32 protein-coding genes and 1 tRNA gene are annotated in these 25,435 nt (G+C 61.1%); 16 read left to right on the plus strand and 17 right to left on the minus strand.

Features of this window, described 5'->3' with window-relative positions:
• Positions 1 to 8: 8 nt before the first annotated feature.
• Positions 9 to 1,034, plus strand: coding sequence for a type I glyceraldehyde-3-phosphate dehydrogenase (gap, locus tag FZZ92_RS06280; protein WP_115024731.1), 1,026 nt, complete (start codon positions 9 to 11; stop codon positions 1,032 to 1,034).
• Between the two features lie 80 nt (positions 1,035 to 1,114).
• Here the strand turns inward: gap and thiL are convergent, their stop codons facing one another.
• Together thiL and FZZ92_RS06290 are read right to left on the minus strand one after the other, a co-directional pair.
• Positions 1,115 to 2,101 carry a thiamine-phosphate kinase gene (thiL, locus tag FZZ92_RS06285; protein ID WP_226422807.1) on the minus strand — a complete coding sequence of 329 codons (987 nt, stop codon included), beginning with the start codon at positions 2,099 to 2,101 and terminating at the stop codon, positions 1,115 to 1,117.
• Positions 2,098 to 3,177 carry a peptidylprolyl isomerase gene (locus FZZ92_RS06290; RefSeq protein WP_226422808.1) on the minus strand — a complete coding sequence of 360 codons (1,080 nt, stop codon included), beginning with the start codon at positions 3,175 to 3,177 and terminating at the stop codon, positions 2,098 to 2,100. Before FZZ92_RS06290 ends, thiL begins: the two co-directional genes overlap by 4 nt.
• Positions 3,178 to 3,242: 65 nt before the next feature.
• On the opposite strand from FZZ92_RS06290, the gene efp reads away from it, so the two are divergent.
• A complete protein-coding gene (gene efp, locus FZZ92_RS06295; protein WP_115024733.1) occupies positions 3,243 to 3,806 on the plus strand; it encodes an elongation factor P in 564 nt (187 codons plus the stop codon).
• Positions 3,803 to 4,279 carry an acetyl-CoA carboxylase biotin carboxyl carrier protein gene (gene accB, locus FZZ92_RS06300; protein WP_115024734.1) on the plus strand — a complete coding sequence of 159 codons (477 nt, stop codon included), beginning with the start codon at positions 3,803 to 3,805 and terminating at the stop codon, positions 4,277 to 4,279. The genes efp and accB overlap by 4 nt, the downstream gene beginning before the upstream one ends.
• A gap of 2 nt (positions 4,280 to 4,281) precedes the next feature.
• Here accB and pdxA read toward each other — a convergent pair whose 3' ends face one another.
• The gene (pdxA, locus tag FZZ92_RS06305; RefSeq protein ID WP_226398938.1) at positions 4,282 to 5,298 is read right to left on the minus strand and encodes a 4-hydroxythreonine-4-phosphate dehydrogenase PdxA; all 1,017 of its coding nucleotides are present in this window, start codon (positions 5,296 to 5,298) and stop codon (positions 4,282 to 4,284) included.
• Between the two features lie 4 nt (positions 5,299 to 5,302).
• Here pdxA and FZZ92_RS06310 point away from each other — a divergent pair, with 4 nt between their 5' ends.
• A complete protein-coding gene (locus FZZ92_RS06310; RefSeq protein WP_115024736.1) occupies positions 5,303 to 5,488 on the plus strand; it encodes a hypothetical protein in 186 nt (61 codons plus the stop codon).
• On the opposite strand, the gene FZZ92_RS06315 is transcribed toward FZZ92_RS06310, so the two are convergent.
• Positions 5,442 to 6,395, minus strand: a complete 954-nt coding sequence (locus tag FZZ92_RS06315) for an SDR family oxidoreductase (protein WP_226398937.1) — start codon at positions 6,393 to 6,395, stop codon at positions 5,442 to 5,444. The genes FZZ92_RS06310 and FZZ92_RS06315 overlap by 47 nt on opposite strands.
• Positions 6,396 to 6,427: 32 nt before the next feature.
• On the opposite strand from FZZ92_RS06315, the gene FZZ92_RS06320 reads away from it, so the two are divergent.
• A complete protein-coding gene (locus FZZ92_RS06320) occupies positions 6,428 to 6,595 on the plus strand; it encodes a hypothetical protein (RefSeq protein ID WP_170951219.1) in 168 nt (55 codons plus the stop codon).
• A gap of 3 nt (positions 6,596 to 6,598) precedes the next feature.
• Here FZZ92_RS06320 and FZZ92_RS06325 read toward each other — a convergent pair whose 3' ends face one another.
• Positions 6,599 to 6,994 (minus strand): HNH endonuclease, encoded by a 396-nt coding sequence (locus tag FZZ92_RS06325; RefSeq protein WP_115024739.1) that lies wholly within the window; start codon positions 6,992 to 6,994, stop codon positions 6,599 to 6,601.
• Between the two features lie 161 nt (positions 6,995 to 7,155).
• On the opposite strand from FZZ92_RS06325, the gene FZZ92_RS06330 reads away from it, so the two are divergent.
• The gene (locus tag FZZ92_RS06330; protein ID WP_226422809.1) at positions 7,156 to 8,760 is read left to right on the plus strand and encodes a DEAD/DEAH box helicase; all 1,605 of its coding nucleotides are present in this window, start codon (positions 7,156 to 7,158) and stop codon (positions 8,758 to 8,760) included.
• Here FZZ92_RS06330 and FZZ92_RS06335 read toward each other — a convergent pair.
• The 3 genes from FZZ92_RS06335 to FZZ92_RS06345 are packed head-to-tail and all read right to left on the minus strand — an operon-like array spanning position 8,715 to position 10,052.
• A complete protein-coding gene (locus FZZ92_RS06335; protein ID WP_226422810.1) occupies positions 8,715 to 9,089 on the minus strand; it encodes a hypothetical protein in 375 nt (124 codons plus the stop codon). The two genes, FZZ92_RS06330 and FZZ92_RS06335, sit on opposite strands and share 46 nt — an antisense overlap.
• A gap of 7 nt (positions 9,090 to 9,096) precedes the next feature.
• Positions 9,097 to 9,507, minus strand: a complete 411-nt coding sequence (locus tag FZZ92_RS06340) for a DUF6554 family protein (RefSeq protein WP_226398933.1) — start codon at positions 9,505 to 9,507, stop codon at positions 9,097 to 9,099.
• Between the two features lie 32 nt (positions 9,508 to 9,539).
• Entirely contained in the window at positions 9,540 to 10,052 is a 513-nt protein-coding gene (locus FZZ92_RS06345; protein ID WP_226398950.1) for an AbrB family transcriptional regulator, read from the minus strand.
• A gap of 83 nt (positions 10,053 to 10,135) precedes the next feature.
• Between FZZ92_RS06345 and FZZ92_RS06350 the strand changes: the two genes are divergently transcribed.
• Positions 10,136 to 10,459 carry a chemotaxis protein gene (locus FZZ92_RS06350; protein WP_226422811.1) on the plus strand — a complete coding sequence of 108 codons (324 nt, stop codon included), beginning with the start codon at positions 10,136 to 10,138 and terminating at the stop codon, positions 10,457 to 10,459.
• 38 nt (positions 10,460 to 10,497) lie between these two features.
• Positions 10,498 to 10,716, plus strand: coding sequence for a hypothetical protein (locus FZZ92_RS06355; RefSeq protein WP_226398931.1), 219 nt, complete (start codon positions 10,498 to 10,500; stop codon positions 10,714 to 10,716).
• Between the two features lie 351 nt (positions 10,717 to 11,067).
• On the opposite strand, the gene FZZ92_RS06365 is transcribed toward FZZ92_RS06355, so the two are convergent.
• Together FZZ92_RS06365 and FZZ92_RS06370 are read right to left on the minus strand one after the other, a co-directional pair.
• Positions 11,068 to 11,139: transfer RNA gene (locus FZZ92_RS06365), tRNA-Gly, on the minus strand.
• Between the two features lie 32 nt (positions 11,140 to 11,171).
• On the minus strand, positions 11,172 to 12,320 hold the full coding sequence (locus tag FZZ92_RS06370) for an alanine--glyoxylate aminotransferase family protein (RefSeq protein WP_226398929.1): 1,149 nt from the start codon (positions 12,318 to 12,320) through the stop codon (positions 11,172 to 11,174).
• Between the two features lie 38 nt (positions 12,321 to 12,358).
• Between FZZ92_RS06370 and cbiD the strand changes: the two genes are divergently transcribed.
• The 6 genes from cbiD (at position 12,359) to mrdA (ending at position 18,556) form a co-directional block, all read left to right on the plus strand.
• On the plus strand, positions 12,359 to 13,465 hold the full coding sequence (gene cbiD / locus FZZ92_RS06375; RefSeq protein ID WP_226398928.1) for a cobalt-precorrin-5B (C(1))-methyltransferase CbiD: 1,107 nt from the start codon (positions 12,359 to 12,361) through the stop codon (positions 13,463 to 13,465).
• Between the two features lie 32 nt (positions 13,466 to 13,497).
• Positions 13,498 to 15,084, plus strand: a complete 1,587-nt coding sequence (gene guaA / locus FZZ92_RS06380; protein ID WP_115094678.1) for a glutamine-hydrolyzing GMP synthase — start codon at positions 13,498 to 13,500, stop codon at positions 15,082 to 15,084.
• The gene (locus FZZ92_RS06385; RefSeq protein ID WP_226422812.1) at positions 15,084 to 15,698 is read left to right on the plus strand and encodes a sulfotransferase; all 615 of its coding nucleotides are present in this window, start codon (positions 15,084 to 15,086) and stop codon (positions 15,696 to 15,698) included. Before guaA ends, FZZ92_RS06385 begins: the two co-directional genes overlap by 1 nt.
• A 66-nt stretch (positions 15,699 to 15,764) precedes the next feature.
• Positions 15,765 to 16,376, plus strand: coding sequence for a hypothetical protein (locus FZZ92_RS06390; protein ID WP_115024749.1), 612 nt, complete (start codon positions 15,765 to 15,767; stop codon positions 16,374 to 16,376).
• Between the two features lie 9 nt (positions 16,377 to 16,385).
• The gene (locus FZZ92_RS06395) at positions 16,386 to 16,772 is read left to right on the plus strand and encodes a hypothetical protein (RefSeq protein WP_226398926.1); all 387 of its coding nucleotides are present in this window, start codon (positions 16,386 to 16,388) and stop codon (positions 16,770 to 16,772) included.
• The gene (mrdA, locus tag FZZ92_RS06400) at positions 16,769 to 18,556 is read left to right on the plus strand and encodes a penicillin-binding protein 2 (protein WP_226422813.1); all 1,788 of its coding nucleotides are present in this window, start codon (positions 16,769 to 16,771) and stop codon (positions 18,554 to 18,556) included. The genes FZZ92_RS06395 and mrdA overlap by 4 nt, the downstream gene beginning before the upstream one ends.
• Here the strand turns inward: mrdA and FZZ92_RS06405 are convergent.
• The 4 genes from FZZ92_RS06405 to FZZ92_RS06420 form a co-directional block, all read right to left on the minus strand.
• Positions 18,553 to 19,698, minus strand: coding sequence for a glycosyltransferase family 1 protein (locus FZZ92_RS06405; protein WP_226398924.1), 1,146 nt, complete (start codon positions 19,696 to 19,698; stop codon positions 18,553 to 18,555). The two genes, mrdA and FZZ92_RS06405, sit on opposite strands and share 4 nt — an antisense overlap.
• 13 nt (positions 19,699 to 19,711) lie before the next feature.
• Complete coding sequence (locus FZZ92_RS06410) at positions 19,712 to 20,908, minus strand: NAD-dependent epimerase/dehydratase family protein (RefSeq protein WP_115024753.1); 1,197 nt, start codon at positions 20,906 to 20,908, stop codon at positions 19,712 to 19,714.
• 73 nt (positions 20,909 to 20,981) lie between these two features.
• Entirely contained in the window at positions 20,982 to 21,155 is a 174-nt protein-coding gene (psb34, locus tag FZZ92_RS06415; protein WP_115094672.1) for a photosystem II assembly protein Psb34, read from the minus strand.
• 92 nt (positions 21,156 to 21,247) lie between these two features.
• Positions 21,248 to 22,066, minus strand: coding sequence for a thiazole synthase (locus FZZ92_RS06420; RefSeq protein WP_226422814.1), 819 nt, complete (start codon positions 22,064 to 22,066; stop codon positions 21,248 to 21,250).
• Between the two features lie 51 nt (positions 22,067 to 22,117).
• On the opposite strand from FZZ92_RS06420, the gene FZZ92_RS06425 reads away from it, so the two are divergent.
• Entirely contained in the window at positions 22,118 to 22,663 is a 546-nt protein-coding gene (locus tag FZZ92_RS06425; protein ID WP_226422815.1) for a hypothetical protein, read from the plus strand.
• A 12-nt stretch (positions 22,664 to 22,675) separates the two neighbouring features.
• Here FZZ92_RS06425 and FZZ92_RS06430 read toward each other — a convergent pair whose 3' ends face one another.
• The 3 genes from FZZ92_RS06430 to rpmI are packed head-to-tail and all read right to left on the minus strand — an operon-like array spanning position 22,676 to position 23,805.
• Positions 22,676 to 23,194, minus strand: coding sequence for a hypothetical protein (locus FZZ92_RS06430; protein WP_226422816.1), 519 nt, complete (start codon positions 23,192 to 23,194; stop codon positions 22,676 to 22,678).
• Between the two features lie 9 nt (positions 23,195 to 23,203).
• A complete protein-coding gene (gene rplT, locus FZZ92_RS06435; protein ID WP_011363098.1) occupies positions 23,204 to 23,551 on the minus strand; it encodes a 50S ribosomal protein L20 in 348 nt (115 codons plus the stop codon).
• A 56-nt stretch (positions 23,552 to 23,607) separates the two neighbouring features.
• On the minus strand, positions 23,608 to 23,805 hold the full coding sequence (gene rpmI, locus FZZ92_RS06440) for a 50S ribosomal protein L35 (protein WP_006852081.1): 198 nt from the start codon (positions 23,803 to 23,805) through the stop codon (positions 23,608 to 23,610).
• Between the two features lie 57 nt (positions 23,806 to 23,862).
• Between rpmI and FZZ92_RS06445 the strand changes: the two genes are divergently transcribed.
• Positions 23,863 to 25,422, plus strand: coding sequence for a SpoIID/LytB domain-containing protein (locus tag FZZ92_RS06445; RefSeq protein ID WP_226422817.1), 1,560 nt, complete (start codon positions 23,863 to 23,865; stop codon positions 25,420 to 25,422).
• The last annotated feature ends 13 nt before the right edge of the window (positions 25,423 to 25,435 follow it).

The raw sequence follows: 25,435 nt of genomic DNA on the forward strand, positions 1-25,435 counted from the left end.
CTTCTTCCATGACCCTGCGCGTTGCGATCAATGGATTCGGCCGGATCGGTCGCAATGTTCTGCGGGGTTGGATCAGCCGTGGCGCTGACACCGGCCTGGAAATCGTGGGAATGAACTCCACCTCCGACCCTGCCACCAGCGCTCACCTGCTGACCTACGACTCCATCCTTGGGCGTCTCGACCCTTCCGTCGACATCAAGACCACGGACACATCGATGTTCGTCAACGGCAAGGAGATCAAGTTCTTTGCTGACCGCAATCCCCTCAACTGCCCCTGGAAAGAGTGGGGAGTTGACCTGGTGATTGAGTCCACCGGTGTGTTCAACACCGATGAGAAGGCCAGCATGCACATCCAGGCTGGTGCCAAAAAGGTGATCCTCACCGCTCCTGGCAAGGGTGACGGCGTCGGCACCTTCGTGGTGGGCGTCAACGACGACCAGTACCGCCACGAAGACTGGGACATCCTCAGCAACGCCAGCTGCACCACCAACTGCCTGGCTCCGATCGTGAAAGTTCTGGATCAGAACTTCGGCATGGAGTGGGGTCTGATGACCACCATTCACAGCTACACCGGTGACCAGCGAATTCTCGACAACAGTCACCGCGACTTACGCCGTGCTCGTGCTGCTGCCCTGAATATGGTTCCCACCACAACGGGTGCTGCCAAGGCTGTGGCCCTGGTTTATCCCGAAGTGAAGGGCAGGCTCACTGGTTTTGCCATGCGCGTTCCCACCCCGAACGTCTCGGCTGTTGACCTCACCTTTGGAACATCGAAGGGAGCTTCCGTTGAGCAAGTGAAAGCCGTGATGAAGGAGGCTTCTGAGAACGGCATGAAGGGGATCATCAAGTACAGCGACTTGCCTCTGGTGTCCACCGACTACGCCGGCACCAACGAGTCCACCATCTTCGATGCCGACCTCACCTATGCCATGGGTGACAAGGCGGTGAAGATCCTGGCCTGGTACGACAACGAGTGGGGCTACAGCCAGCGTGTTGTTGACCTCGCCGAGGTGGTCGCCAAGAACTGGAAGTGATCGTTAGCTGATCGCTTTTTTCATCCCTCCCGCTAGGGGGGGATTTTTTTGTTCAGGTGCCTCCGCTTAGGGCAGGTGGTTCAGGGCTGGCTGAAGTGATCAAATCCGCCTGCGTCCACGCGCTCATGGTTGTGGGCCCAGCGGATGATGCCCGCTTCTTCATTGATCTGGCCGAAGCGTCGGCTGTTGGGGATGCATTGCTCCCAGACGTCGGCCCAGGCCTCGGGAAGGCTCAGCACCAGCTCAAAATCCTCCCCTCCGGAGAGGCACCAATCCGTCCATTGAGGCCCCTCAGGCCAGCCTTCGGCCATCGGCAGCCGGTCGTTCCACAGAACTGCCCCACAGCCGCTGCTGCTGCAGAGTCCTGCGACGGCTGACAGAAGTCCATCGCTGCTGTCGGTGCCCCCGGCCCGCCAGGGCAGATGCTCCGGTTTGCAGGCCAGCAGCTGGTGGACGTCGTCCAGCCGAGGTGCCGGTCGCCGGTGTCTTGCGATCGCTGTGTCCTGCAAGGTCGCTGTCAGAGCGATGTCATGGACGCTGGGGTCGTTTTGCAGCAGGGCGAGGCCCAGCCGGCTCAGCCCATGGGGACCACTGCTGACGAGCACATCACCGGGGCGGGCGGCGTTGCGATGGAGGCGCAGTGGTCCGAGACGGCCGAGGGCTGTGATGGAGAGCAGCCTTTGCTCCCCCCTAGAGCAGTCACCGCCCAGCAGGATGCCGCCGTACTGCCCCAATGCGGCACTGATGCCCTCGTACACCCCGTCCACCCAGTCCCAGCGGGTGCGACCTGGGGCAACAAGAGCCACCGTGATTCCCTCGACTTCGACGGCACCACTTGCTGCCAGGTCGGACAGATTGGCGGCAACGGCGCGCCAACCAACGTCCATTGCGCTCGTGGTCGCATCGCTGAAATGGATGCCGTCCACAAGAACGTCCGTGTTGATCAACAGGGGCCTGGCGTCGCTGGCCAGGGCCGCCGTGTCGTCACTGAGCTGATCGGGCGGAGCGAAGCGTGCCAGCCGCCTGAGCAGCTCCGCCTCACTCAGCTCCGCCAGGGTTGGGCTCATGCGTGGGCTTTGAGCTGCTCCGCTCCCTCGATCACCTTCACGGAAGTGATCGTGTCATCGGTGCCCAATTCCTCGAGAACATCGAATCCATCCACCACATAGCCGAAGGCTGCATTGCGGCCATCCACGAGGTTCAGACCAGCAGGGGTGAGCTCCGCCTCGTAGAGAAACATGAAGAACTGCGAGGATCCGTCGTCGAGGGCCTGGTCTGAATGGGCCCAGCCAAGGGTGCCCAGGGTTGCGAACGGGAGGGTCGGCGTCGCCTTGAACAGGCCCACGTCCTCAAAGGTTTCGTTGTAGATCGTGTCGTCTTCGCCGGGCACCCGGATCTCCAGGGGCACATGCCGTTCCTGCTTTGTCTTCGGATCGACGTAGCCGATCTCCGGCCCTTTCGGATCACCACTCTGGAGTACGTAGAAATCTTCGGCTCGGATGAAGGGCAGTCCGTCGTAGAAGCCCTTGAGGGCGAGATCGACGAAAGCACCTGCTGTGAGAGGGGCGTTGAAGCCATCTACCACGGTGGTCAGCTCGCCTTGGGTGGTGCTCACGCTGAGGGTGGCCCTCCCTTGCAGCCGCGGCAGGGCATCGAATTCTGCGGGGATGTCCCGTTCAAACCCGTCGGGCACGAGCAATGCCTCTACATCACCGATGAAGCGCAGCGTTTGGCGTCGATCGGCGATGAAGCCCGGTTTATCGGTGGCTTTGACCTTCTCTTTGAGGTCAATAAGACCTTGATCCACACTCTGAAAAAGTGTTTCGGCTTTGCCGCGCTTGGCGTCCGGGATCGCGCTCAGGATGGTGTCGCGACGGGTGTTGAGCAGCGCTTCACTGCGGGACACCGTTTTGCCGAGGGCCGACCAGCGTTTGGCCCGCAGATCGTCACTGGTGAGTTCCAGTCGATGCTGTAGTTCGCGAATGTCGTCCTGATCGAACGGAAGCGCGTCCCGGAGAATTGCGGCAGGGTCTTTTACGGCATTGCCCTGGGGCAATGAGGCCCAGCAGGCAGGGGCAGCAATGCTGATCAGAGCGAAGCTGATCAGGGCAGCCAGGACGGCGTTCAAACGCTGATGGGCCAAGGGGGAACCCCAGTGCTGACGCGACTTTGGCACAGCCGTATAGTCCGATGAACCGTTCGGTGGGAATGATCTCCAGTAACGACTTCCGCACCGGCACCACGATTGAGATCGATGGGGCCGTCTGGCGCGTGGTCGAGTTCTTGCACGTCAAGCCCGGCAAGGGATCTGCCTTTGTGCGCACCAAGCTCAAGGCGGTGAAGTCCGGCAACGTGGTGGAGAAAACCTTCCGCGCTGGGGAAATGCTTCCCCAGGCGATGTTGGAGAAATCGTCTCTTCAGCACACCTATATGGAAGGTGAGGACTACGTCTTTATGGACATGGCCACCTATGAGGAGACCCGCCTCAGTGCCAATCAGATCGGGGAAAGCCGCAAATATCTCAAGGAGGGCATGGAGGTGAACGTGGTGTCCTGGAACGACACCCCCCTCGAGGTTGAACTCCCCAACTCCGTTGTCCTTGAGATCAAAGAAACTGATCCTGGGGTCAAAGGCGATACCGCCACAGGTGGCACCAAGCCCGCCATCCTTGAGACGGGTGCTCAAGTGATGGTTCCGCTCTTTCTTTCTGTGGGAGAAAAGATCAAAGTGGACACCCGCAACGACAGTTACCTCGGCCGCGAAAACGGATGACCATGCAGCTGGATCACGAACAACTGCACCGCCTGCTGGAGGCGCTCGGCGAGAGCGACATCCAGGAATTCCGGTTGGAGGGCGATGATTTCCGTCTGGAAATTCGTCGCAACCTGCCAGCCCAAACCGTGATGGCACCGGTGATGCCCGCTCCCGTCGCTGCAGCGGCGCCCGTTGCTGCCTCAGCAGAGCCTGCGTCCGCGCCGCCTGCGTCCACCGCAACTCGGAGTGACCTGCTCGAGGTCACGGCCCCCATGGTGGGCACCTTCTACCGAGCGCCCGCACCAGGAGAGCCTCCCTTCGTCGAAGTGGGAACTCGCATCAACGTCGGTCAGGCCGTTTGCATCCTTGAAGCGATGAAGCTGATGAACGAGCTGGAGTCGGAGGTCGGCGGTGAAGTTGTCGAGATCCTGGTCGACAACGGCACCCCTGTTGAATTCGGGCAGGTTCTGATGCGGGTCAAGCCGGTCTGAGTTCAGCTCAGATCCCAGGCGGCCCTGATCGCTGCGATGGTGCTGTCAGGGCTTGCGACTCCTTCGGCTGCGATGTCGAAGGCAGTGCCATGGTCGGGAGAGGTGCGCAGGAAGGGCAGTTCCAAGGTGGTGTTCACCGCTGCATCGAAAGCCAGCAGCTTCACTGGAATGAGTCCCTGGTCGTGATACAGAGCCAGGATCCCGTCAGGTCCAGGTTGGTTCGGGGTTTGCCAGGCGTGAGCTGCACTGATCCAGCAGGTGTCGGGAGGCACGGGACCCTCTAGGTGCACCTGAGGATGCTCGGCTCGCCATTGATCCAGCAGTGGCGTTAGCCAGTCGGCTTCTTCCTGGCCCAGCTGACCTGCTTCGCCGGCATGGGGATTCAGCCCGGCAATGCGCAGATGTGGTGTGGTCGTGAAGCGTCGACAGAAGCCATGCAGCACATTCAGTTTGTGGTGAACAAGGTCTGGTGTCAGCGCCTGAGGAATTTGGCTGAGGGGGATGTGGGTGGTGGCCAGCAGGGTGTTCAGGCGCCAGCCGCTGTTCGGAGAGACGGCGGTGAACAGCATTGAGGAGCGTTGGCATCCCGCCAACTCAGCCAGCCGTTCGGTCTGCCCGGGATAGCGATGGCCGGCCGCGTGCCAGAGGTGCTTGGCGATGGGGGCGGTGACCAGGGCGCGCGACCCCCGAGCCTGAAGCAGTTCAACGGCACGGGTGAGCCAATGAAATCCAGCATCGGCTCCGCTGGTGGTGGGTTGTCCGGGATGGACGATGTCCACCAAAGGTTGGTCGTCGATCCTGAGCGTTGCGGGGTCGGCGAGGGGTCGGCTCGATTGCTGTATCAACCGCGCATGGGTTCGGATCAGACTGCGTCTGCAACCGACCAATAGTGGTTTGAGCTCTTGGGGGACCTCAGGTGACGCCAGGGCCTTGAGCACCACTTCCATGCCGATCCCAGCGGGATCGCCGAGAGCGATCACCAGCTCATGCCTAGGGTTTGTCGAATCGTGCGGGCCCATCGCTGTGCTGCGTTTGCTGCTGCTTGGGTGTCTGTTGGTGGGATTGGCCTCCGGCCTGCGCAATGGCTGGGTCGAACTTCACCTGTCCCGTTTCCTTGAGGATGTCGGGTTTCCCATGCCCGAGCAGGGCAAGGGCTTCGATTTCAACCGTTGGTTGATTGAGGGGGAGAACGCAGGTCAGACGGATTGAGTTTGTCCTGGTTCAGGCAATCCTGCAGCCCAACGCGGTAGTTCGGATGCAACAACGGATAACCGAGTTCTTGGCAGAGCCTGTGATTGCTGACGCGGCGGTTCTCGCTCCAGAATGACTGCGCCATCGGGCTCATGCTGTCCACGATCTGATCGAACTGCTCCAGCGGTGGCAACTCACAGCCCAACAGTGAGGCGGCATGCCGTAGGAGATCGGATGTGGCGGCGGGGAGGTCATCCACCACATTCACCACGGTCCCAGGGCCCAGGGTTGGTAGAGGTACCTGCTCGGCGCGATGCATCAGATGCCAGCAAGCCCCCGCGATGTCTTCCACATGGATGCGGCAGAACACTTGTCCGGGCTTTTCGATCAGGCGCGCGCGTGCTTGCTGCAATCCGTTGAGAACCGACCGGCCCGGGCCGTAGATGCCCGGCAGCCGCAGAATCTGGATCGGTAGACCGGAGCGCTGCCAGGCGGCTTCGCAATTCAGGCGTCGGATGCTGCGGTCGAGCGCTGGAGCTGGGGCGTCCTCCTCCGACACCCAGCCGCCCTGGCGATCGCCGTAGACCCCTGTGGTGGAGAGATACCCCGCCCATCGCAGTGGCAGGCTCCTCAGCGTTGCAAGCAGTTTGGACAACGCCGGATCGTTTCCTTCGCGATCCGGTGGGATGGTGCACAGCAGATGGGTGACGCCCTCCAAGGCAGCGGGGTCGAGATGGTCCTGACCGTTGCTGTCGAAGAGCAAATCAGCCTCTTCGGAGTCGAGCGAGCGGCGGGTGCAGAGCACCTGCGTCCCCATGGAGCGGGCGAGCCGGGCCAGACAACGTCCGCTGTACCCACCGCCAAGCACCAGCAGCTTGGCGTTAGCTGCCAGTGGTTGCGATTGCTTGACAAGATCGGCCAGCATCAGTACACCTGTATTAGATCAAATGTACTGTTGTGACGTCGTCGTCCTTGCATCGCTCGCGCTCCAGGGGCATTGTCCTCCGGGCCATCCTGACGGCAGCCCTTCTTGCCAGTGCGGTGGCTCTGGCCCCTGAAGACCCGAGTGTTCAGGCCTCCATCTGCGAGCGGCATCACTCCTCTGATGTCTGCCGTGTCTGGTGAGCCTCAGGCGGCTTGGGCGGCGATGGGGAGGTCGTCAGGCTCGCTGACAGGCTGATCCGGTTGGGCCCATTGGAGCAGGCGCAGGGCCAGCCTGAGGTCGCCATCCATCCAGGCGCGAATCGCCATGGCGCGGCGTGGGTCATAGAAGCGTTGTCGCCGGTACCAGTCGAAAACATCTGCGTCAGACTTGCGTCCATTGCAGGACAAGCAGGCAGGTACACAGTTTTCGGTGACACTCAATCCACCCTTGGCTCGTGGATGAATGTGATCAATTGATTCAGAAGGTTTGCCGCAATAAATGCAACTTTTACCGGTAAAAGTGTGAAGCGACTGTCGCCATCTTCGGACGCGCAATTTGGGACAGAGTTCGTCGAGAAAAACCGCGTCCCTGTTATGCATCCGAATGCATCGGTTGTCGTGATTCTGCCGTGAACGAAAAGCCAGTCAATGTGTCGAGCGCTGCACTTTCGAAGGTTTCTTCGCCTGTGATGTGAATCTTGATTTCAAGGCTTGCACGCCGATCTGAGTTCACTAAAGTGATTGTTTGTGGGGGCCTGTTGGTGCCGCCAAAACCCACATCGACGTGTTATCTGGATCTCTCTCCAGCAGGTCTGATCCGCGTGATCAGTCCGTTCGATGCGGTGACCCAGTCTCAGTTGCGCCGGATCAAGCCCCGGGGGCGATGGAACGGTCCAGGCCATGGCTGGGATTTCCCCTTGGCGTCTGCCGATGCGCTTCAACAGGCCTTGGGACGGCGTTTTCCCATTACCTCCGCACTGCAGGAGTGGCTCGACTGGTGTCAGCACCCCCTGCCACCCGTGCCACCGCACCGGACGTTGGTGGCTTCAGCGGATCTCGACGAAGCCCTTCAGGATGGTCGTCGCCCCCTGCGCCATCAACGCTCCGGAGCCCGTTGGCTCCTGGCCCGTCGCGGTGCCGTTTTGGCGGATGAAATGGGTCTGGGAAAAACTCTCACAGCCCTTCTGGCGGCCCGTGCCTTGATGCGCTGTGCTGGGGTGCGCTTGCTTGTGGTGGCTCCCGTCGGGCTGCATCCCCACTGGCGCCGGGAATCAGAGGCCCTTGGGGTTGGTCTTGAGTTGGTGAGTTGGGCTCGGCTTCCCGACAACCTGCCGCCGGCGGGAACGCTCTTGGTGGTGGATGAAGCGCATTACGCCCAGTCTCTTCAGGCGCAGCGCACGGCTGCTTTGCTGCGTCTAGCGCGTCATCCCCGTCTGCGGGCGATCTGGATGCTCACGGGAACCCCGATGAAGAACGGTCGCCCTTCCCAGTTGTATCCCCTGCTCGCTGCCATGGACCATCCGATTGCGCGGGATCAGCGACGGTTCGAGGAGCGTTATTGCCAGGGTCACTGGAGGGAGAGTCGATCCGGGAAACGCTGGCAGGCGTCCGGTGCCAGTCAATTGGAGGAGCTGCGGCGTCTGAGTCGCCCGCTGATCTTGCATCGCCGTAAGCAGCAGGTCGTGGACCTTCCTCCCAAGCAGCGACGTCTTCACCCTGTGGATTTGTCGGAGGGTGAGCGCACGGGCTTTGATCATCGTGTCGGTCTGGTGCTGGATGACTATCGGCGTCGGGCCCGTCTCGGGGAGGTTCGACGGGATGCCGAGCCCCTGGCTTTGCTGACCTCCATGCGCCAGATCGCAGCGGAATTCAAATTGCCGGCGGCCCAGCACCTGGTGGAGTCATTGCGACGGCAAGGGGAGGCGGTAGTGCTGTTTAGTGGCTTTGTGGCCCCGTTGCAGCTGTTGCAGCAAACCATCGGGGGGGAGTTGTTGACCGGTCGCCAACGGCCTGCCGAACGCCAGGTGAGTGTGGATCGGTTTCAGCAGGGTCAAAACGATTGTTTGCTGGCCACCTACGGCACCGGTGCCCTTGGCTTCACTCTGCACCGGGCCCGACATGTGGTGTTGTTGGAACGCCCCTGGACGCCAGGGGACCTCGAACAAGCGGAAGACCGCTGTCATCGTCTCGGCATGGGGGATGGCCTCACCTGCCATTGGCTACAGCTCGGCGCAGCGGATCAGCTGGTGGATGGGTTGCTGGCCAGCAAGGCGGAACGGATTGAGGTGTTGTTGGGGCCTCGCCGGTTGACGCTGCAACGTCAATCACTCCCAGCCATGGTGCGTGACTGTTTGCAGGTGGTCTGACGCACCTGGAGTTCGTGCAGCAACATCGGATCGACTGGCTGACTGGAGCGGTTTAGCAGCGACAGCGCCACGTCGACGTCATTGCAAGCTTTGGCTTGATCGCCAAGCAGGGTCAAGACAAGGGCGCGGTCCCGATGCAAATCGGCTTGATCTGGCGTCTGGACTATGGCCTCATCGCAGCGTTCGACCATCAGTTTCAGGTCATCCATCTGGAAGTCCCCCAGGCAACTGGTCACCAGTGGTGTGGGGGCATTAACAGGCTTCGATGGTTGTTTTGCTTGGCATCCACCAAGCAGTACTCCAGATAGCAGAGTCAGAACCAGAACCACTGAGGGATCAGTAGCTGTAGCGCGTGGTGTCGTGGGTGCTCTCGATGGTGCTTTCGGTGACGGATGAGGAGTTTCCAAGGGTGGCGGCGGTGGCTGGTTGTGTGTTCCCGCCGAACAGATCACCAAGGAACTGGCCACAGTCGGGGAAATTGCCGGGGTCCTTGACGACGGCTTCCGTAATCATCACCGAGGCGTGCTCTGGAGATGTCTTGAACACGCTGCTGCCCTGGCGCTTGATCAAGCCATAAGCGGCATTCCAGCTGACCTTGTGGCCGTTGCCGCTGGAACGCATATAGCAATAAATCTTGGCGCCCTTCTCGTCTGTGGCTTCTGCTGCTTGCAAGGCGGGGCTGACGCTGCCAAACGCACCGATCAGGGCCGCGGTGCACAGAACCAGCGATGACCTGATGGGAGCCATGACAACGGTTGTGAGTTGCCTCAAGGTATCGATCAGCCTCCTGTTGTCGAGGGCACGATCATTCGCACCACTAAGGGCAGCACCAGCAGCACCGTGATTAGCCGAACAGCGTGGAGGGCGGCCACCGCGGCACCGACGCCGAATTCCGCACCGACAAGGCTCATGCCACTGATGCCCCCCGGCGCTGCTCCGAGCAAGGCCACGATTGGATCAATGCCAAGCAAGCGGCTGGTCCAGAGTCCCACCACGATTCCCGTCATCACCAGCGCCAGGGTGATCAGAACCGCTGGTTTCCACAGGAGTTGCAGTTGACTCAGGGATGCCCGCGTCAGGCCAGTACCGATCACGGTGCCGATGCCGATCTCAAGAACCGTGCGCGTTCCCGTTGGCCAGGTCGCTGTCTCCAGTTGACCGCTCATGCTGACGATGCCAGCACCCAGCAGTGCTCCCGCCAGGGGTGCAGCGGGAATGCCGCTGAGTAGAGCCAGCAGTCCGATGGCGGTTCCAGCCAGTAAATACAGCGCCAGCGTTGCCAATGGTGGCATCGGTCTCGATCGCGTCATGTCTGCTTGATCTTGAGACAGCGGCGCTCCTGTGTTGTTATCAGCGCAACCGCCAGGTTTCGAAGATGACGTCCTCCGTGTCCTTTCGGATCACCCGCACAGCGGAAGATCTCGCTCAAACCATCACTGCCTTGTCGCAGCGTTTGGTGAAATTGGAACAGCGTCAGGAAGCGCTTGAGCTTCAGCTGCGCCAGCAGCAGAAGGAGCTGAATGCTGTCCCTGACGAAGAGATTTCCACCCTGGAGGGTGTGGAAGCCCTGTTGCGTGAAACGCGTGAGCTGTTGGACAGCACCGCTCCCGTGGCGGAAGCCTCCATGCCGGAGGAGTCATTCCAGAACGACTCCTGGGGTCATGAGGACGGCTCAGATGTGACCCGCGATGTCGCATAGGGGTGGCACCCGGTGCCAAAATAAAAAGAAAGGCAACTATGGCGATCACCATCCCTGCCTCCAATGCTTGCTCTTCTCGCACCTTGCAGGGCATGACCATTTGGACCCGGTCAGGCTTCGTTGAAGGTGGCCATCAGCTCGAGAAGCTGGAATTTGCTCTGGCTCTTGCTGAAGCGCGCGGCGATCAAGTCCGCTGTCGTCAACTTCGGGATCGGATTGCCGATCTTGGGGGCAACGCTGAAGAACCTGGTACTTGACTCTGAGTCCAACGGCACCAGTGGCTGTTAGTCGGCAATGATGCTGATCGACGATGGAATGGTCTGAATATCAATCAGAGCTAATATTTTGTTGATAAGGGAACTCGAACGTTGACCCTGACACTCACAAAAACAAAACATTCCGAGACGACTCAACAACGTCAAAATCACGAATCAGCGGCTCAAGCTTTGTTCGTCAAAGCACGCGAGTGCGCTGAAGATGGCCGAATGAATGAAGCGGGTTCTTTTATCCTGCAAGCCTTGGGCCACGAACGTCGTGCTGGATGCGCTGGACCCCAAGTCCTTCAATTAATCAAGCCTCGTTCTTGAGATTCACTTGGAATTCGTTGAAGCGGATGACCGGATTCGAACCGGCGACGTTCAGCTTGGGAAGCTGACATTCTACCACTGAATTACATCCGCAATGGGGCGAGATCGCTCTCGCCACCTATGTTCTAGCCAAGCGCAGTGGAAGCTGCAGCGACGCCTGCACCCATGCTGCCTTTGTGCAGCCCTAAAGATTGAAGGGTGGCTTCAATCGCTGAGACGGCGGTCAGTACATCCCGGTCGCAGACATAGCCGAGATGCCCGATTCGGAACACCTTCCCTTTTAGGTGGTCTTGACCACCAGCCAAAAGAATGTCGAATTTTTCCTTCACGGCTTTGCGCAACTGTTCGGCGTCGATGCCTTCGGGGGCCACCGCGGTGATGGCCGGGCTGCCGCAACCCTCAGCAGCAAAGAGGGGCAGCCCCATTGCCTTCATGCCGGCTTGGGCGGCGGCGCGATGGCGGGCGTGTCGGGCAAAGATCGCCTCCAGCCCCTCCTTCTGCATCATCTCCAGGGCTGCTTCCAGGCCGAAATAGAGATTCACCGCGGGGGTGAAGGGGTTGCTGTCTTTCGCCGCTGTTTTCCGGTAAGGGCCCAGGTCCAGATAGAACTTGGGCAGATCGGAGCGCTCGTAGGCCTCCCAGGCCCTTGCGCTCATGGCCACAAAACTAAGGCCAGGCGGGAGCATGTAACCCTTCTGCGCGCCTGAGGCCACCACATCCAGCCCCCAGTCGTCCATGGGGACGTTGGTGGCACCTAGGCTGGTGACGCAGTCCGCCAGGGTCAGGGCCGTGCCGTGGGCCTTCACGTGACGGGCAATGCTTTCCAGATCGTTGATCACCCCCGTTGAGGTTTCCGAGTGGGTGAGGATCACGGCCTTGATCGCTTTGGCGCTGTCGGCTTCCAAAGCCGAGCGGAAGGCCTCCGGGTCGAGGGGCTGGCCCCATTCCGCTTTGATCACCTCCACGTCCAGTCCGTAGGCGCGGGCCACCTTGACCCAGCGTTCCCCGAATTTTCCGTTGTCGCCGCAGAGCACCTTGTCTCCGCGGCTGAGGGTGTTGATGATTCCCGCTTCCATGGCAGCTGTTCCACTGCCGGTGATTACCAGCACATCGCTGGTGGTCTGATGCAGCCACTTCAGCTGTTCAGTCGTGCGCCGGACGATGGCCTGGAATTCCCCGCTGCGGTGGCCAATGGGGTGTCGACCCATGGCCTTCAGCACCGTTTCCGGCACCGGCGTGGGGCCCGGAATCATCAGGGTGAGCTTGTCCTGCATGGCGCGGGGGATGCCAATCGGCGACTCTAGAAAACAGCTTGTCCAGTCCCATCGCCCCCTCCAGCCCAGGATTGACCTTGCCGGTGTGGGTGGCTGGGGCGGCCAAGGCAGCCCTGAAGGTGTTGCTTGGCGAGGCGTTTGATCCTGAACAGCAGTTGTGCCAGGGGCCAGATCAACCGTCTCTGCAGGTGCCTGTCTGCTCTGCGGCTCCCTTGGCGACTGATCAAGCCCTGGGGATCAGCCGCTGTGATCCTGGGCCTGGTCTGGATCTGACGCGGGATCTGGAGATCTGGGTGCGGGTGGCCTGGATCAGCGCATCTCAGCCGATGCTTGATTTGCAGGCAGGAGAAGGTGTTGGCCGCGTCGGTCCTGCGGGAGAGGCTTGTTTGTCAGGCTTCGCCCGTGAGCTGTTGGAGCGGAATCTGCTGCCCCTGTTGCCGCCCGGTCGGGGCCTGATGGTGCAGCCGATTCTTCCACTGGGTCGTGCCCTGGCCCAACGCACCAGCAATGCCGCATTTGGGGTGGTGGATGGCTTGGCGTTGATCGGCACACAAGCGGAGGTGCAGCGCAGCGCGGCTCCGGATCAGCTGCAGCAAGTGCTTGCTGATCTGGGGACGCTCGCTTCGGATCCGTCCTTTCAGGGACGCATCGTGTTGGTGATTGGTGAGAACGGCTTGGACCTCGCCCGCCAGCGGGGACTAGGGCCTTTGCTCAAGGTGGGGAACTGGCTGGGACCGGTGCTGGTGGCCGCGGCGGAAGCCGGTGTTCGCGATCTGCTGCTGCTCGGGTACCACGGCAAGTTGATCAAATTGGCTGGCGGCATCTTTCACACCCATCACCATCTGGCGGATGGCCGTCTGGAAGTGTTGGTGTCGCTGGGGCTGGATATCGGCCTGTCTGCAGACCAGTTGTTGCAACTGCGTGGTGCTGCGTCCGTTGAGGAGGCCTTCCAGGCCCTGGGTGCTGATCAATCCATGGCGCTCGGGCAGCATCTGGCCGCGATGGTGGAGCGGCGCAGTCAGTCCTATGTCGCTCGCTACGGCGACTGGTCAATGCGGATCGGTGCTGCTCTGTTCGACCGGAGCCGGACCCTCCGCTGGTGGGGACCGGAGGGGGAGAAGCGCTTCTTTACGCTGAGGGATTGACGCTCGTCTAAGAGCGGTACTTATCAGGATCGATGTCCCAGCCCTCGTCCGACGGTCAGCGTCAGCCGGCCATCGTCATCCTTGATTTCGGCTCCCAGTATTCGGAGTTGATTGCCCGGCGCGTGCGCGAGACCGAGGTGTTCTCGGTGGTGTTGGGCTACAGCACCTCGGCGGAGGAACTGCGCCGGATGCAACCGAAGGGGATCATTCTCAGCGGTGGCCCCAGTTCCGTGTATGCCGAACACGCGCCGCTCTGTGATCCCGGCATCTGGGATCTGGGCATTCCTGTGATGGGGGTTTGCTATGGGATGCAGCTGATGGTGCAGCAGCTCGGTGGCGTTGTGGAAGCCGCCACGGGCAAGGCTGAATACGGGAAGGCGCCCCTTGAGGTGGATGACCCGACGGATCTGCTCACCAATGTCGACAACGGATCGACGATGTGGATGAGTCATGGCGACTCGGTGAAAGCCCTTCCAGAGGGGTTTGTGCGTTTGGCGCACACGGCCAACACCCCTGAAGCGGCGGTGGCGCATTTGCAACGCAAGCTCTACGGCGTGCAATTCCACCCTGAGGTGGTGCACTCCACCTGCGGCATGGCCCTGATCCGCAATTTTGTTTATCACGTTTGCGGCTGTGATCCGGATTGGACCACGGCGGCCTTCATCGATGAGGCCGTTGGCCTGGTGCGGGAGCAGGTGGGCGATAAGCGCGTGCTGCTGGCGCTCTCCGGTGGGGTCGATTCATCAACCCTCGCCTTTCTGCTCAAGAAGGCGATCGGTGATCAGCTCACCTGCATGTTCATCGATCAGGGATTCATGCGCAAAGGCGAGCCGGAATTTCTGATGGACTTTTTCGACCGCAAGTTCAATATCCATGTGGAGTACATCAATGCCCGACAGCGGTTCATCAGCAAGCTCAACGGCATTACCGATCCGGAGGAGAAACGCAAAATCATCGGCACCGAGTTCATCCGGGTGTTCGAAGAGGAGAGCAAACGGCTCGGACCCTTTGATTACCTGGCCCAGGGAACGCTGTATCCCGACGTGATCGAAAGCGCAGGCACCAACGTCGACCCCAAGACCGGCGAGCGGGTGGCCGTGAAGATCAAGAGCCATCACAACGTGGGCGGTCTTCCCAAGGATCTTCGGTTCAAGCTGGTGGAGCCTTTGCGCAAACTTTTCAAAGATGAAGTGCGCAAGGTGGGGCGCAGCCTCGGCCTGCCCGAAGAGATCGTGCGCCGCCATCCTTTCCCTGGCCCTGGCCTGGCGATTCGCATCCTCGGTGAAGTTACCGATGAGAAGCTCAACTGTCTGCGTGATGCCGATCTGATCGTCCGCGAGGAAATTAAGGAAGCTGGTCTCTATCACGACATCTGGCAGGCCTTTGCGGTGCTGCTGCCGGTGCGTTCCGTCGGGGTCATGGGCGACAAACGCACCTATGCCTGGCCCATCGTTCTGCGCTGTGTGTCGAGCGAAGACGGCATGACCGCCGATTGGTCGCGCCTGCCTTACGACTTGATGGAGACCATTTCCAATCGGATCGTGAATGAGGTGAAGGGGGTGAACCGGGTGGTGCTCGACATCACCAGCAAGCCCCCCGGCACGATTGAGTGGGAGTGATGGCGTGGGATTGGTTGCGGCCCAAGCCGGGCCGCATCTTTTTAATTGGTCACAACAAGTGCGGCACGCGGTCGTTCCACAAGCTGTTGCGCAAGAACGGCTACAGCTCGATCCACTACGACAAGGGGCGCCTGGCGCGTCGGATCCAGGCCAACTTCACCTTTTCCAAGCCGCTGCTGGATGGCGTGGATGGCTACTGCGGGTACACCGATATGGAGCTCTGTGGTGAGTTCTACGCCTACCGCCTGTTCCCCCTGTTGGACCTGCAGTACCCAGGCTCCTGCTTCATTTACAACACGCGTGATGTGAGCCGCTGGGTCGACTCACGCATGAACCACCGCAAGGGCAAGTACGCCATTGCCTACCTGGATCGGATGCGTCGGGCCTTCGACGATCCCTCCTTGACGCTGGAGGACTTGCGCCAGCACTGGGAAGAGGCTTGGCAGCGCCATGATCTCGACCTGAAGCGTTATTTCGCTGGACGCAGCAACTTTTTCGCCTTCAACATCAGCGTGCCCTCGGAGCAGGCTGACCTTTGCCGTTTTCTGCGGCGTCGTGGTTACCGGATCCGCGGCAAGGCATTGCCCCATGCCGGGGCGCGATCCTCTGCATAAGCAGGTTGATTCACGGCTGGCGACGGCCCTGCATCGCCGATACCTTGGGCCACCGGCCTTTGGGACATGACGGCGACACAACAGCAGGATGTTCAGTTGCAGCGCCGCTTGCAGCAGGACAGCATTCAGCTGGGTGGCCGCACGATTTATCTGAATCCCTTTCTCTATTGGCGGCGGTTCGACAGCAACACCGATCGCTGGCTGCGGGAACCCGGTCAGCTGACCGAGGATCAAATCACGACCAACCGCAGCCGTTTTTACCCCGAACTCGACTGGGGTCAGCTGGATGATCACGGCACCGATGTCCACGATGGCGCCGTTGAGATGTTCCTCAAGAGTCTGGAGTTGATCAGCACCTTCCATCCCGAGCTGGGTTCCGGGCAGATGCTCGAGGTGGAACGCAAGATGACGATCACCAAGAAGCGGGCCTTCGAGCGCTGGGTGGATAAGGCGATCCGGCGGCGTCAGCGGGATCAGACCCGAGAGCATCGGCGCTTTGAGCGCAGCCGCTTCTGGCGCGCCTGGCGCGAGTGGATCCTGCTGGACACCACCCAGAAAGCACTGGTGCCTCTCGTGATGCTGATGGTGCTGAGTGGGGTGTTGGGCTGGTCTCTGGCGGCGAACCGTTCCGCTTGTCCGACATTGGCCCTTCCTTCGGGACAGACTGGGGTCCGTTGATCTGGCCCCATGGCCGCTGATTCCAGCTCCGAAAACCCGCTCGACCAGTTGCGTCTGTCGCTGATGCAGGACGTGCTTCCCGTGGGGCTGGCCGTGCTGGAACGGGCCCGGCAGGGCGGCCCGGGCAAGGTGGTGGAGGTGTTCACTGCGGGGTCGGAGGACCCCATCGCCGAGCTGCGCCAGGAGGGTGAGCCCGTGGCGCGTGATGTTCGAGAGCAGCTGGATGCTGTGAGCCCCGGGCTGGGCAACCCGGTGATGCCTGTCTCGGTTTCCGTCGATGAACCGGAAACGGTCGATGAACGCCAGGATGACCCCGATGACTTGATGCCGACCCTGCGGCGGATTGAAGAGCGTCTTGAGGAGTTGCGCCGTCGCTTGCCAGCGCAGCAGGGATGACCCGTTCCGCTCAGCAGCGGCAGACCGGTCTGCGTCAGCAACCCCTCGTGCTGCTGACGCTGGTGCTGCTGTTCTGCAGCGCCATGGTCGGTCGCTTGGTGTGGATGCAGCTGCTGGAGGGGTCGCGCTTCCGCGAATTGGCGGATGAAAACCGGATCCGTCTCGTGCCCCGCTCGCCCATCCGCGGTCGCTTGCTCGATCGCAAAGGGCGGGTGCTGGCCACAAGCAAGCTCACCTATTCCCTGTACCTCGAGCCGCGTCTAGTCAGCGATGCCGACTGGCCTGATCTGCGTGATCGCCTGGCACGTTTGCTCAATTTGAAGCCTGATCTGCTGGATCAGCGCCGTGAGAAGGGTCTGGATCGGGATGGTTACCGCACCACTCTGGCCCTGGATCTCAAGCCGGAACAGGTGCTGCGGTTCCGGGAACAGGCCTTGGGACTGCGGGGCGCCCAGGTGGATGTCGACATCCTGCGGGCCTATCCCCATGGAACCCTGGCGGCCCACGCCCTCGGTTACACCCAGCCGATCACGGAAAACGAATTCGAGATCTTGGTGGAAAAGGACTACAAGATCCGCGACCGCATTGGTCGCACCGGAGTTGAAGCGGCCTACGAGAGCCATCTGCGTGGCAAGTGGGGCGGTCAGATGTTGGAGGTGAATGCCATGGGAGAGGTGCAGCGCAACCTGGGCGATCGACCCTCCGAAGCGGGAGAGGATCTGGTGCTCACCCTCGACCTGGATCTGCAGCGCGTGGCGGAGCAGGCTTTGGCGGATAAGCCCGGTGGCGCTGTGGTGGCGCTTGAGGCCGCGACGGGTGCGGTGCTGGCCCTGGCTAGTCGTCCCAGTTTTGATCCGAACTTTTTCTCCAAGCTGATCACCACCCAGAAGGAGTACGACGCCCTCTTCTCCAATCCGAAGAAACCGTTGCTCTCCAGGGCCATGAATCCCTATGACCCCGGCAGCACCTGGAAGCCGGTGACGGCGATGGCCGGTATGGAGTCCGGCAAATTCCCGCCCGACACCAAGTTGCACACCACGGCCTGCATCACCTACGGCGGCCACTGCTTCCCGGATCACAACGGGGCTGGGTTCGGCCACATCGGGTATGCCGATGCCCTGCGCTTTTCCAGCAACACCTTCTTCTATCAAGTGGGGGTTGGGGTTGGCTCCAAGGCCCTGAAACAAGCGGCTGATCAGCTCGGCTTTCAGCAGAAGACCGGCATTGAGATCGGTTGGGAAGAGAGCGTCGGACTGGTTGGGGATGAAGACTGGGCGGCTCGAGGCCGCGGCTGGACTGATCCCGGCACCAGCCCCTGGATCCCTGAGGACATGGCCAGCGCCTCCATCGGTCAGTCAGTGGTGCAGATCACACCCCTGCAACTGGCCCGTGCTTACGCCGTGTTCGCTAACGGCGGCTGGCTCGTGACACCGCACCTTGCGGCCGGTGACATCAACTGGATGAGCCCCGAGCATCGCTCCAAGGTGGCGATTGATCCGTCCACGTTGCAGACGATCCGTGAGGGGTTGCGCAAAGTGGTGGAGGCCGGAACCGGTGCCGGCCTCAATGGCCCTGGCATTCCTCCGGCGGCCGGCAAAACTGGAACGGCCGAGGACAGCACTGGAGGTCCTGATCACGCCTGGTTCGGCTGCTTTGCCCCCTATCCGGACGGCAAGATTGTGGTGGTGGCCTTTGCCCAGAACACCCCTGGCGGTGGATCCGTTCACGCCCTGCCGATGGCCAAGAAGGTGCTGGCTGAGTGGGAGAGGACCCGTCAGCGTTAGGCAGCGGTGAGTTGGGCTGTTGACAGCACACTGCGGTAGTAAGTCCGCAGTTGCTCGGTGGCACCAGCCCAGCCCCAGCGCTCCGCTTCTTCACGGGCTGCATTGCGCAGGGCCTGGCGTTCCAGATCGTTGCCCAGAAGGCGGCGGGTGGCTTCGATCAGACTGGCCGCGCCGCCATCCGCACCGTCGGGCTCATACAGGCAGCCGTTGACGCCGTCGGTAATGATGTCGGGGATTCCGCCACGGTTGGCGCCGACCACGGGACAACCGGCGGCCATGGCTTCCAGCAGCACCAGGCCCAATGTCTCCGTGCTGGAGGGGAACAGAAACGCATCGCCGCTGGCGTAGGCCCCGGCCAGTTCTTCTCCGGCGAGGTAACCGACGAAGGTGGTGGCGGTTCCTTCGAAGTGTTTTTCGAGTTGCTGGCGGTGGGGACCATCCCCAACCAGGGCGAGGCGTGCCTCGGGAAGGGCTTCCAGCACCGGTCGGATCCGTTCGATCTGCTTTTCCGCTGACAAGCGGCCCACATAGAGCAGCAGAGCACCGCGATCGTCATGGCCACCCAGAAGCCGTTGGCGCAGTTCCGAACTGCGCAGTTCGGGACGGAACAGCTCCGTGTCCACGCCCCGTTGCCAGAGATCGGTGTGCTGAATGCCCTTGTCACTCAGTTCCTTCACCATGGCGGTGGAGGTGCATAGGTTCAGCAGGGCTTGGTTGTGGGCGGCCTTGAGCATTTCCCACAGGAGCGGCTCCAGCATCCCTAAGCCGTAATACTCCAGATATTTGGGCAGGTGGGTGTGATAACTGGCGACGAGGGGAATGTTTTTGTTCTTGGCGAGCCAGATGCCACCGAGGCCCAGCACTGCTGGGTTCACCACATGGATCAGATCGGGTTGAAATTCATCGATCGCTTCCGACACCGCTGGGCGAGGTAACGCCAGTTTGAGCTCGGGATAGAGAGGAAGCGGCATTGCCGGAACGCCGATCAGCCGCGCTCCCATGTACTCATCCGGACAACCTTCCGGGCAGAAGACCACCACTTCATCGCCGGCTTCCACCAGATGCTTCACCGTTTTGGTGAGACGGGTGACGATGCCATCGACCTTCGGCAGGAAGGTTTCGGTGAAGAAGGCGACTTTCAAGGATGAAGCTTGTTCAGGATGCGGAGCCGATGGCCTGGGCTTGAGTTTTGGTCCAGGCGGATGTGCAGAGGATGCGGTTGCGGTCGCAACGGTCGGCGTAGCGGGTTGCGATCTCCACTACTTCCTTCAGCAAACCGTCGTCGAGGGTGGTGGGGTTGAGGCCCAGCTCGATGAAACAGCGGTTGTCAACGATCAGATCGTTCTCTACAGCCTCGTTGCGGGGGTTCGGCAGGTTGTTCACCTGAGCACCAGTGAGAGCAGCCACCTTTTTGGCCAATTCGCCCACCTGATGGCTTTCGGTCATCTGGTTGAAGATCTTCACCCGCTCGCCATCTTCAGGAGGGTTCTCCAGCGCCAGCTGGACGCAGCGCACGGAATCGCGGATGTGGATGAAAGCGCGCGTCTGGCCTCCAGTGCCATGAACGGTGAGCGGATAGCCGATGGCGGCTTGCATCAGGAAGCGGTTCAGCACGGTGCCGTAGTCACCGTCGTAATCGAAGCGATTGGTCAGCCGCGGGTCGCGGTCGGTGGCGTCGGTGTTGGTTCCCCAGACAATGCCCTGGTGCAGGTCGGTGATGCGGACCTTGTCGTTTTTGTTGTAGTAGAGGAAAAGCAGCTGATCGAGCGTCTTGGTCATGTGATAGACGCTGCCGGGGCTTGCCGGGTGGAGGATCTCCTCCTCGAAGCGGCTGCCGTCGGGCTGGGGCACTTCCACCTTCAGGTAGCCCTCAGGGATGGTGGCGCCGCGGTGGGAGCCATAGCCATAGACGCCCATGGTGCCGAGGTGCACCACATGAATTTCTTGACCGCTTTCAACGATGGCGGCCAGCAGGTTATGGGTGCCGTTGACGTTGTTATCAACGGTGTAGCGCTTGGTGGCGCTGCTCTTCATGGAGTAAGGCGCGGCCCGCTGTTCCGCGAAGTGGACCACAGAATCTGGTCGTTCTTCCAGCAGTAGATCCAGCAGGCGTTGGTACTCATGGGCGATGTCCATGTGGACAAAGCGCATCGGCTTGCCGCCGGTTTCTTCCCAGGCTTTAAGGCGCTCACCGATGCTCACGATTGGCGTCAGCGACTCAACTTCAAGGTCGATATCGATCTTGCGACGGCTGAGGTTGTCGACGATCAGAACCTCGTGGCCCTGATCCGCCAGGTTCACCGCACAGGGCCAGCCGCAGAAGCCGTCACCGCCGAGAACGAGAACTTTCACCCCAAACTCCTTCTGGAACGAGCGTGACGCTCAGTCCTGGCAAGCTACTACAGGGATTTCAGCGTGGACCGTCTCAGCTGATGGCGACGGTCACTGCCACCATGCCGGCCACGAGCAATCCACCGGTCACCAGCATCATCATCGAGCTGCGGTTGCGGCTCTGGCTGGTGGCAACATCCATCACCTCCATGCGTGGCTCCTTGGCGAATGCATTGAGACGACCGCCGTCTTCAGTGGTGACCGACATGGGTCTGATGTGACTGGTCGGACCTTATGAGTCCAATTGCTTATTACCTGGCTTTGTGAAGCAGGCTTCACCTCAATTCACGTCTCTTCATCTCATGGTGCCGACTGCACGATGCCTGTGGTCGGTGAGCTGGCGGAGGCCTGGTCCCGCCGCGGCAAGCGTCCGGAGCGATGGGCGGTCCGCCCCGCGAGCACTGCCTGACCCATGGCCTCCGCCATCGCTGGGGGGTCGCCGGCCATGGCGATAGCGCTGTTGACCAGGACGGCATCGGCTCCCATCTCCAGGGCCTGCGCCGCTTCGCTGGGCACGCCAATGCCTGCGTCAACCACCACTGGAACACAGGCGTTTTCGATGATCAATCCGATGTTTGCGGCGTTGTTGAGGCCCTGGCCCGAGCCGATCGGAGAGCCCAGGGGCATCACCGTGGCGCACCCGACCTCCTCCAGGCGTTTGGCCAGCAAGGGATCCGCATTGATGTAAGGCAGCACCGTGAAGCCTTCCTTCACCAGGCGTTCTGCGGCTTGCAAGGTGCCGATCGGATCGGGCAGAAGATGCCGGGTGTCGGGAATGACCTCCAGCTTGACGAAGGTGTTCTCGTCCTGCCCCGCCAGCTTGGCCAGTTCCCGTCCAAGCCTGGCGACACGCACCGCTTCCTCCGCATCGGTGCAGCCCGCGGTGTTGGGCAGCATCCAGATTCGGTTCCAATCGATGGCTTCCATCAGGCCCTCATGGCCTGCGGCCACAGCCTGAACCCGTCGAACAGCCACCGTGACCATGTCGCAGCCGGATCGCTCGATGCTCTGCTTCATCAAGGCCATTGATGGATATTTGCCGGTGCCCGTGAACAGACGGCTGTTGAACTGACGCCCGCCAATGGTGAGGGGGTCGCATGTGGGGGAGGGCAAATCCATGACGCGCGTGAGCAAAAGGGCCTACCGTGCCCTCATCATCCATCGTCTTCCATGCCGTTCCTGCTTGCCATGGATCTCCCGGTTGGCAGCCAGGTGCCGTTTGAGACCAATCCTCAGCTGCCTCTGGATCCGATTCAGCTTGCGGTTCCTCTGGAAATCGATGAGCGAGACGTGGAGAGCTTCGATCCGGTGGCACGTGCTGGAGATCTGGCTGCATCGTTGCCCCGCCAGTGGTGCGGCACGTTTGAACCCTTTGATGGCAATTCCACCGTTGATGTCACCTTGGACATCACCCAACTGACGGCGTTGGGCCAGATGGTTGATATACGGGGAACGATGACCTTTGGGTCCGTCACCACACCGGTTCAGGGCAACTTGCACGCCAAGTCGGATCAGCTTGATCTCATTCCCTTGGCGGATCCCTTAATCGCTGGCCTCGAGCCCGGAGGTGTCTTCCTCGGCCTGCAAGGTTTCAGTCCTACCGGTTGGCAGGCTCCTCGCCTGGTGAATGTGGCCAACCCCAGCACCGGGGTTGGCGGTCGTCTTGCGATGACCAGCAGCTGCCAAGACGAGATTCCCGTTCAGCCTCTTTGGTGATGTAATCACCCTTCAGTTCATCCGACGCTTGAGTTTCTTCAGTCCTTTCTTCGCTGTGGCGTTCTCAGGTTCGATGCTGAGTGTCTGCTCATAAAGCGAGATAGCCTCAGCGTCTTTCAACAACTTTTCCTGGGCAAAAGCCAGGTTGTTGAGGGCAACGGGATAGTCCTTTTTGGCCTTCAGCGCCAGCTTGTAGTGCTTGGTGGCACCGGAATAGTCCTTTTGCGCGGCTAGAGCAAAGCCAAGAGCATTTTCAATCAGCGCGCGAGCCTCATCGGGTTCACCACTCAGGCGTTTCAGTGCCTGCTTGAGGGTGGCCGCAGCTTGTGGGTACAGCCGTTTGCGCAGTTGCACGGATCCGAGCTCATAAAGATCCGATGCCTGCCGAGATGAGGCCGTGTCAGATTTTTCGAGTTCGATCAGTCGTGCTTCGTCACGTCGCACACGAAAAAATTGTCGGCCCACCACCACCGCAACGATGGCAAGCAGGCCGACCAGGCCCAGCAGGTAGGTCTGGGGCAGCAGGTTCACAGTTGGAGATCAGCTCTTGGCTGCAGCCACCACGTTGGTGAAGCTGCCGGGGTCAACGACCGCTAGCTGAGCCAGCATCTTGCGGTTCAGGCGCACATCCGCCTTCTTGAGTCCGCCCATCAGCCGGCTGTAGCTCACGCCATTCAACCGAGCGGCAGCGTTGATACGGGCAATCCAGAGGCGACGGAAATCGCGCTTGCGACGACGACGATCGCGATAGGCATTGCAGAGGGCTTTCATCACCCGCTGGTTTGCTGTGCGGAACAGAGTTCCGTTGCCACCACGGAAGCCACGGGCCAGCCGCAGAATCTTGTTGCGGCGTTTACGGGCGACGTTGCCTCTCTTGACGCGGGCCATGAGGTTGGAAGGGTTGGATCAGGTCTTGTTGAACAGTCTTGTCTGAGCAGCTCTGCTCAGGCGTAGGGCATCATCAGGGTCACGCGCTCTTCATCGGTGCGATCCACCACAGCCTTGGTGGCCAGATGTCGCTTCTGCTTAGGGGTTTTGTGGTCCAGCAGGTGGTTCCGGAAAGCGCGACGACGCAGAAATTTGCCAGTGCCGGTTGCTTTGAACCGCTTCGCGGCAGCTTTGCGGGTCTTCAGCTTGGGCATTGGTCTGCTCGTTTGGGCACAAACGACAACAATACGTCCCGACGTGCCCCCCGCGGAATGATTCGGTTCCTGACGCTCACATTGCTTCTTTGTATGGGTCTGGGATGCAAGGCCCGTGAAGACGTTGCAACTCAGTCACCCGCCGCGGTCGAGCCTGCTGCCATTGAACCGATTCAGCGCCCTACCCACCGCTCCATTGCTGACCCACCGCCGATTGAGGGCCCTGAACCGGTGCTCTTGGTGGCGTTGGAGGACCACCTGGGTGCCGCTGCAACAGCGGTGCCGCTGAATCTTCGTGCCTTTTCAGGATCGCTCACCCTTCGGGATGCAACGGGGGAGCAACGCATCGGATCGGATTTTGCGATCACCTGGCGAAGCGTGCCCTTGGGCACTCCGTTTCCCTTGGCCCGCCGGATTGCAGGCCCCTACGCCAGCTTTGAATCGGCGGATCGTGTCGCCTCCCGTTGGCGTGCTTTGGGAGTTGAAGCGGAGGTCGCCCATCCCGGGGAATGGGAGGTCTGGGCGCCAGAAGGGGCCCCGGTTCCAGAGGGTCTCGCTGTGCGCGATTGGCAAGGCACGCTCACCAGCACCGTTGAACCGGTATTGCAAACGCCGGAGGGGGGACGCACATTGCAGGGTCCTGTTTCGATTGAGGCGTCCGATGGACTTCTCTGGGCAGGTGGACGCTTTCAGGGTCCCTTCCGCTTGCAACGGGATGCCTACGGCAGTTGGTCCCTGGTGGAGCAAGTGCCGGTGGAGCGTTATCTAGAGGGGGTGGTTCCCCATGAGATCGGTGCCGGTTCACCGATGGCAGCGTTGCAGGCCCAGACCGTTTTGGCGCGCACCTGGGCCTTGGCGAATAGCCATCGCTTCAGCATCGATGGCTATCACCTCTGCAGTGACACCCAGTGCCAGGTTTATAGCGATCCCCGCCATGCGGGAGGTGCTGTGCGCGAAGCGATTGCGGCCACCCAGGGAAAGTTGCTCAGCCTGAATAACCAACCGATCAGTGCGGTGTATCACGCCACCAATGGCGGGATGATGGCCGCCGGCCCGGAAGCCTGGGCCATGCAGCCCACCACCTACCTGCGTCCGAAACCGGATGGGGATGAGGGCTGGAGCAGTCGTCATCCCTTGCCGCTGCATCAGCGCCACGCGGTGCAGCAGTTGCTGGCTGATCGCTCCGGGGCCTATGGCCAGCAGCACCCCCGCTTCCGCTGGACCCGAACCCTCTCTGGTCAGAGTCTGCGTCAGGCCCTCGGAACAGCGGCAGAACCGCTGGCTTCTCCCTTGCAGCTGCAGGTTCTGGAGCGGGGTGCCAGCGGCCGTGTGCTGGCGTTGAAGATTTCCGGCAGCGGCGATGCCTCACCGGTCACCCTCAGGTTGGATGCAATCCGTCGCACCCTCCGGACACTTCCCAGCACCCTGTTTGTGCTGGAGCCTCAGGGCGCTGAACGTTGGCTGGTGCTGGGCGGTGGCTTCGGCCATGGGGCCGGTTTGTCGCAGGCGGGAGCGATCGATCTGGCCTGGCGGGGCTGGTCTGTGGAGCGGATCCTGCGCCATTACTACCCAGGGACTGTCTACGGCCCGCTCTCAACAGTTGTGCAGTCCCCTTAAAGTCCTGCCACCT

Origin of the sequence: Synechococcus sp. MU1611 (genome assembly GCF_020514255.1) — a bacterium.
In the GTDB taxonomy this organism is placed as follows: Bacteria; Cyanobacteriota; Cyanobacteriia; order PCC-6307; family Cyanobiaceae; genus Parasynechococcus.

What these genes read in the sequence shown, in the direction of transcription:
- guaA (WP_115094678.1), top strand. Translation starts at nt 13,498, where the DNA reads ATGTCCCAGCCCTCGTCCGACGGTCAGCGTCAGCCGGCCATCGTCATC.
- accB (WP_115024734.1), top strand. Translation starts at nt 3,803, where the DNA reads ATGACCATGCAGCTGGATCACGAACAACTGCACCGCCTGCTGGAGGCG.
- FZZ92_RS06395 (WP_226398926.1), top strand. Translation starts at nt 16,386, where the DNA reads ATGGCCGCTGATTCCAGCTCCGAAAACCCGCTCGACCAGTTGCGTCTG.
- mrdA (WP_226422813.1), top strand. Translation starts at nt 16,769, where the DNA reads ATGACCCGTTCCGCTCAGCAGCGGCAGACCGGTCTGCGTCAGCAACCC.
- FZZ92_RS06355 (WP_226398931.1), top strand. Translation starts at nt 10,498, where the DNA reads ATGGCGATCACCATCCCTGCCTCCAATGCTTGCTCTTCTCGCACCTTG.
- rpmI (WP_006852081.1), bottom strand. Translation starts at nt 23,805, where the DNA reads ATGCCCAAGCTGAAGACCCGCAAAGCTGCCGCGAAGCGGTTCAAAGCA.
- gap (WP_115024731.1), top strand. Translation starts at nt 9, where the DNA reads ATGACCCTGCGCGTTGCGATCAATGGATTCGGCCGGATCGGTCGCAAT.
- FZZ92_RS06445 (WP_226422817.1), top strand. Translation starts at nt 23,863, where the DNA reads ATGATTCGGTTCCTGACGCTCACATTGCTTCTTTGTATGGGTCTGGGA.
- pdxA (WP_226398938.1), bottom strand. Translation starts at nt 5,298, where the DNA reads ATGGGCCCGCACGATTCGACAAACCCTAGGCATGAGCTGGTGATCGCT.
- FZZ92_RS06325 (WP_115024739.1), bottom strand. Translation starts at nt 6,994, where the DNA reads ATGCATAACAGGGACGCGGTTTTTCTCGACGAACTCTGTCCCAAATTG.
- efp (WP_115024733.1), top strand. Translation starts at nt 3,243, where the DNA reads ATGATCTCCAGTAACGACTTCCGCACCGGCACCACGATTGAGATCGAT.
- FZZ92_RS06385 (WP_226422812.1), top strand. Translation starts at nt 15,084, where the DNA reads ATGGCGTGGGATTGGTTGCGGCCCAAGCCGGGCCGCATCTTTTTAATT.
- FZZ92_RS06390 (WP_115024749.1), top strand. Translation starts at nt 15,765, where the DNA reads ATGACGGCGACACAACAGCAGGATGTTCAGTTGCAGCGCCGCTTGCAG.
- FZZ92_RS06315 (WP_226398937.1), bottom strand. Translation starts at nt 6,395, where the DNA reads ATGCTGGCCGATCTTGTCAAGCAATCGCAACCACTGGCAGCTAACGCC.
- FZZ92_RS06350 (WP_226422811.1), top strand. Translation starts at nt 10,136, where the DNA reads ATGACGTCCTCCGTGTCCTTTCGGATCACCCGCACAGCGGAAGATCTC.
- FZZ92_RS06425 (WP_226422815.1), top strand. Translation starts at nt 22,118, where the DNA reads ATGCCGTTCCTGCTTGCCATGGATCTCCCGGTTGGCAGCCAGGTGCCG.
- FZZ92_RS06340 (WP_226398933.1), bottom strand. Translation starts at nt 9,507, where the DNA reads ATGGCTCCCATCAGGTCATCGCTGGTTCTGTGCACCGCGGCCCTGATC.
- rplT (WP_011363098.1), bottom strand. Translation starts at nt 23,551, where the DNA reads ATGGCCCGCGTCAAGAGAGGCAACGTCGCCCGTAAACGCCGCAACAAG.
- FZZ92_RS06370 (WP_226398929.1), bottom strand. Translation starts at nt 12,320, where the DNA reads ATGCAGGACAAGCTCACCCTGATGATTCCGGGCCCCACGCCGGTGCCG.
- FZZ92_RS06420 (WP_226422814.1), bottom strand. Translation starts at nt 22,066, where the DNA reads ATGGATTTGCCCTCCCCCACATGCGACCCCCTCACCATTGGCGGGCGT.
- thiL (WP_226422807.1), bottom strand. Translation starts at nt 2,101, where the DNA reads ATGAGCCCAACCCTGGCGGAGCTGAGTGAGGCGGAGCTGCTCAGGCGG.
- FZZ92_RS06345 (WP_226398950.1), bottom strand. Translation starts at nt 10,052, where the DNA reads ATGCCACCATTGGCAACGCTGGCGCTGTATTTACTGGCTGGAACCGCC.
- psb34 (WP_115094672.1), bottom strand. Translation starts at nt 21,155, where the DNA reads ATGTCGGTCACCACTGAAGACGGCGGTCGTCTCAATGCATTCGCCAAG.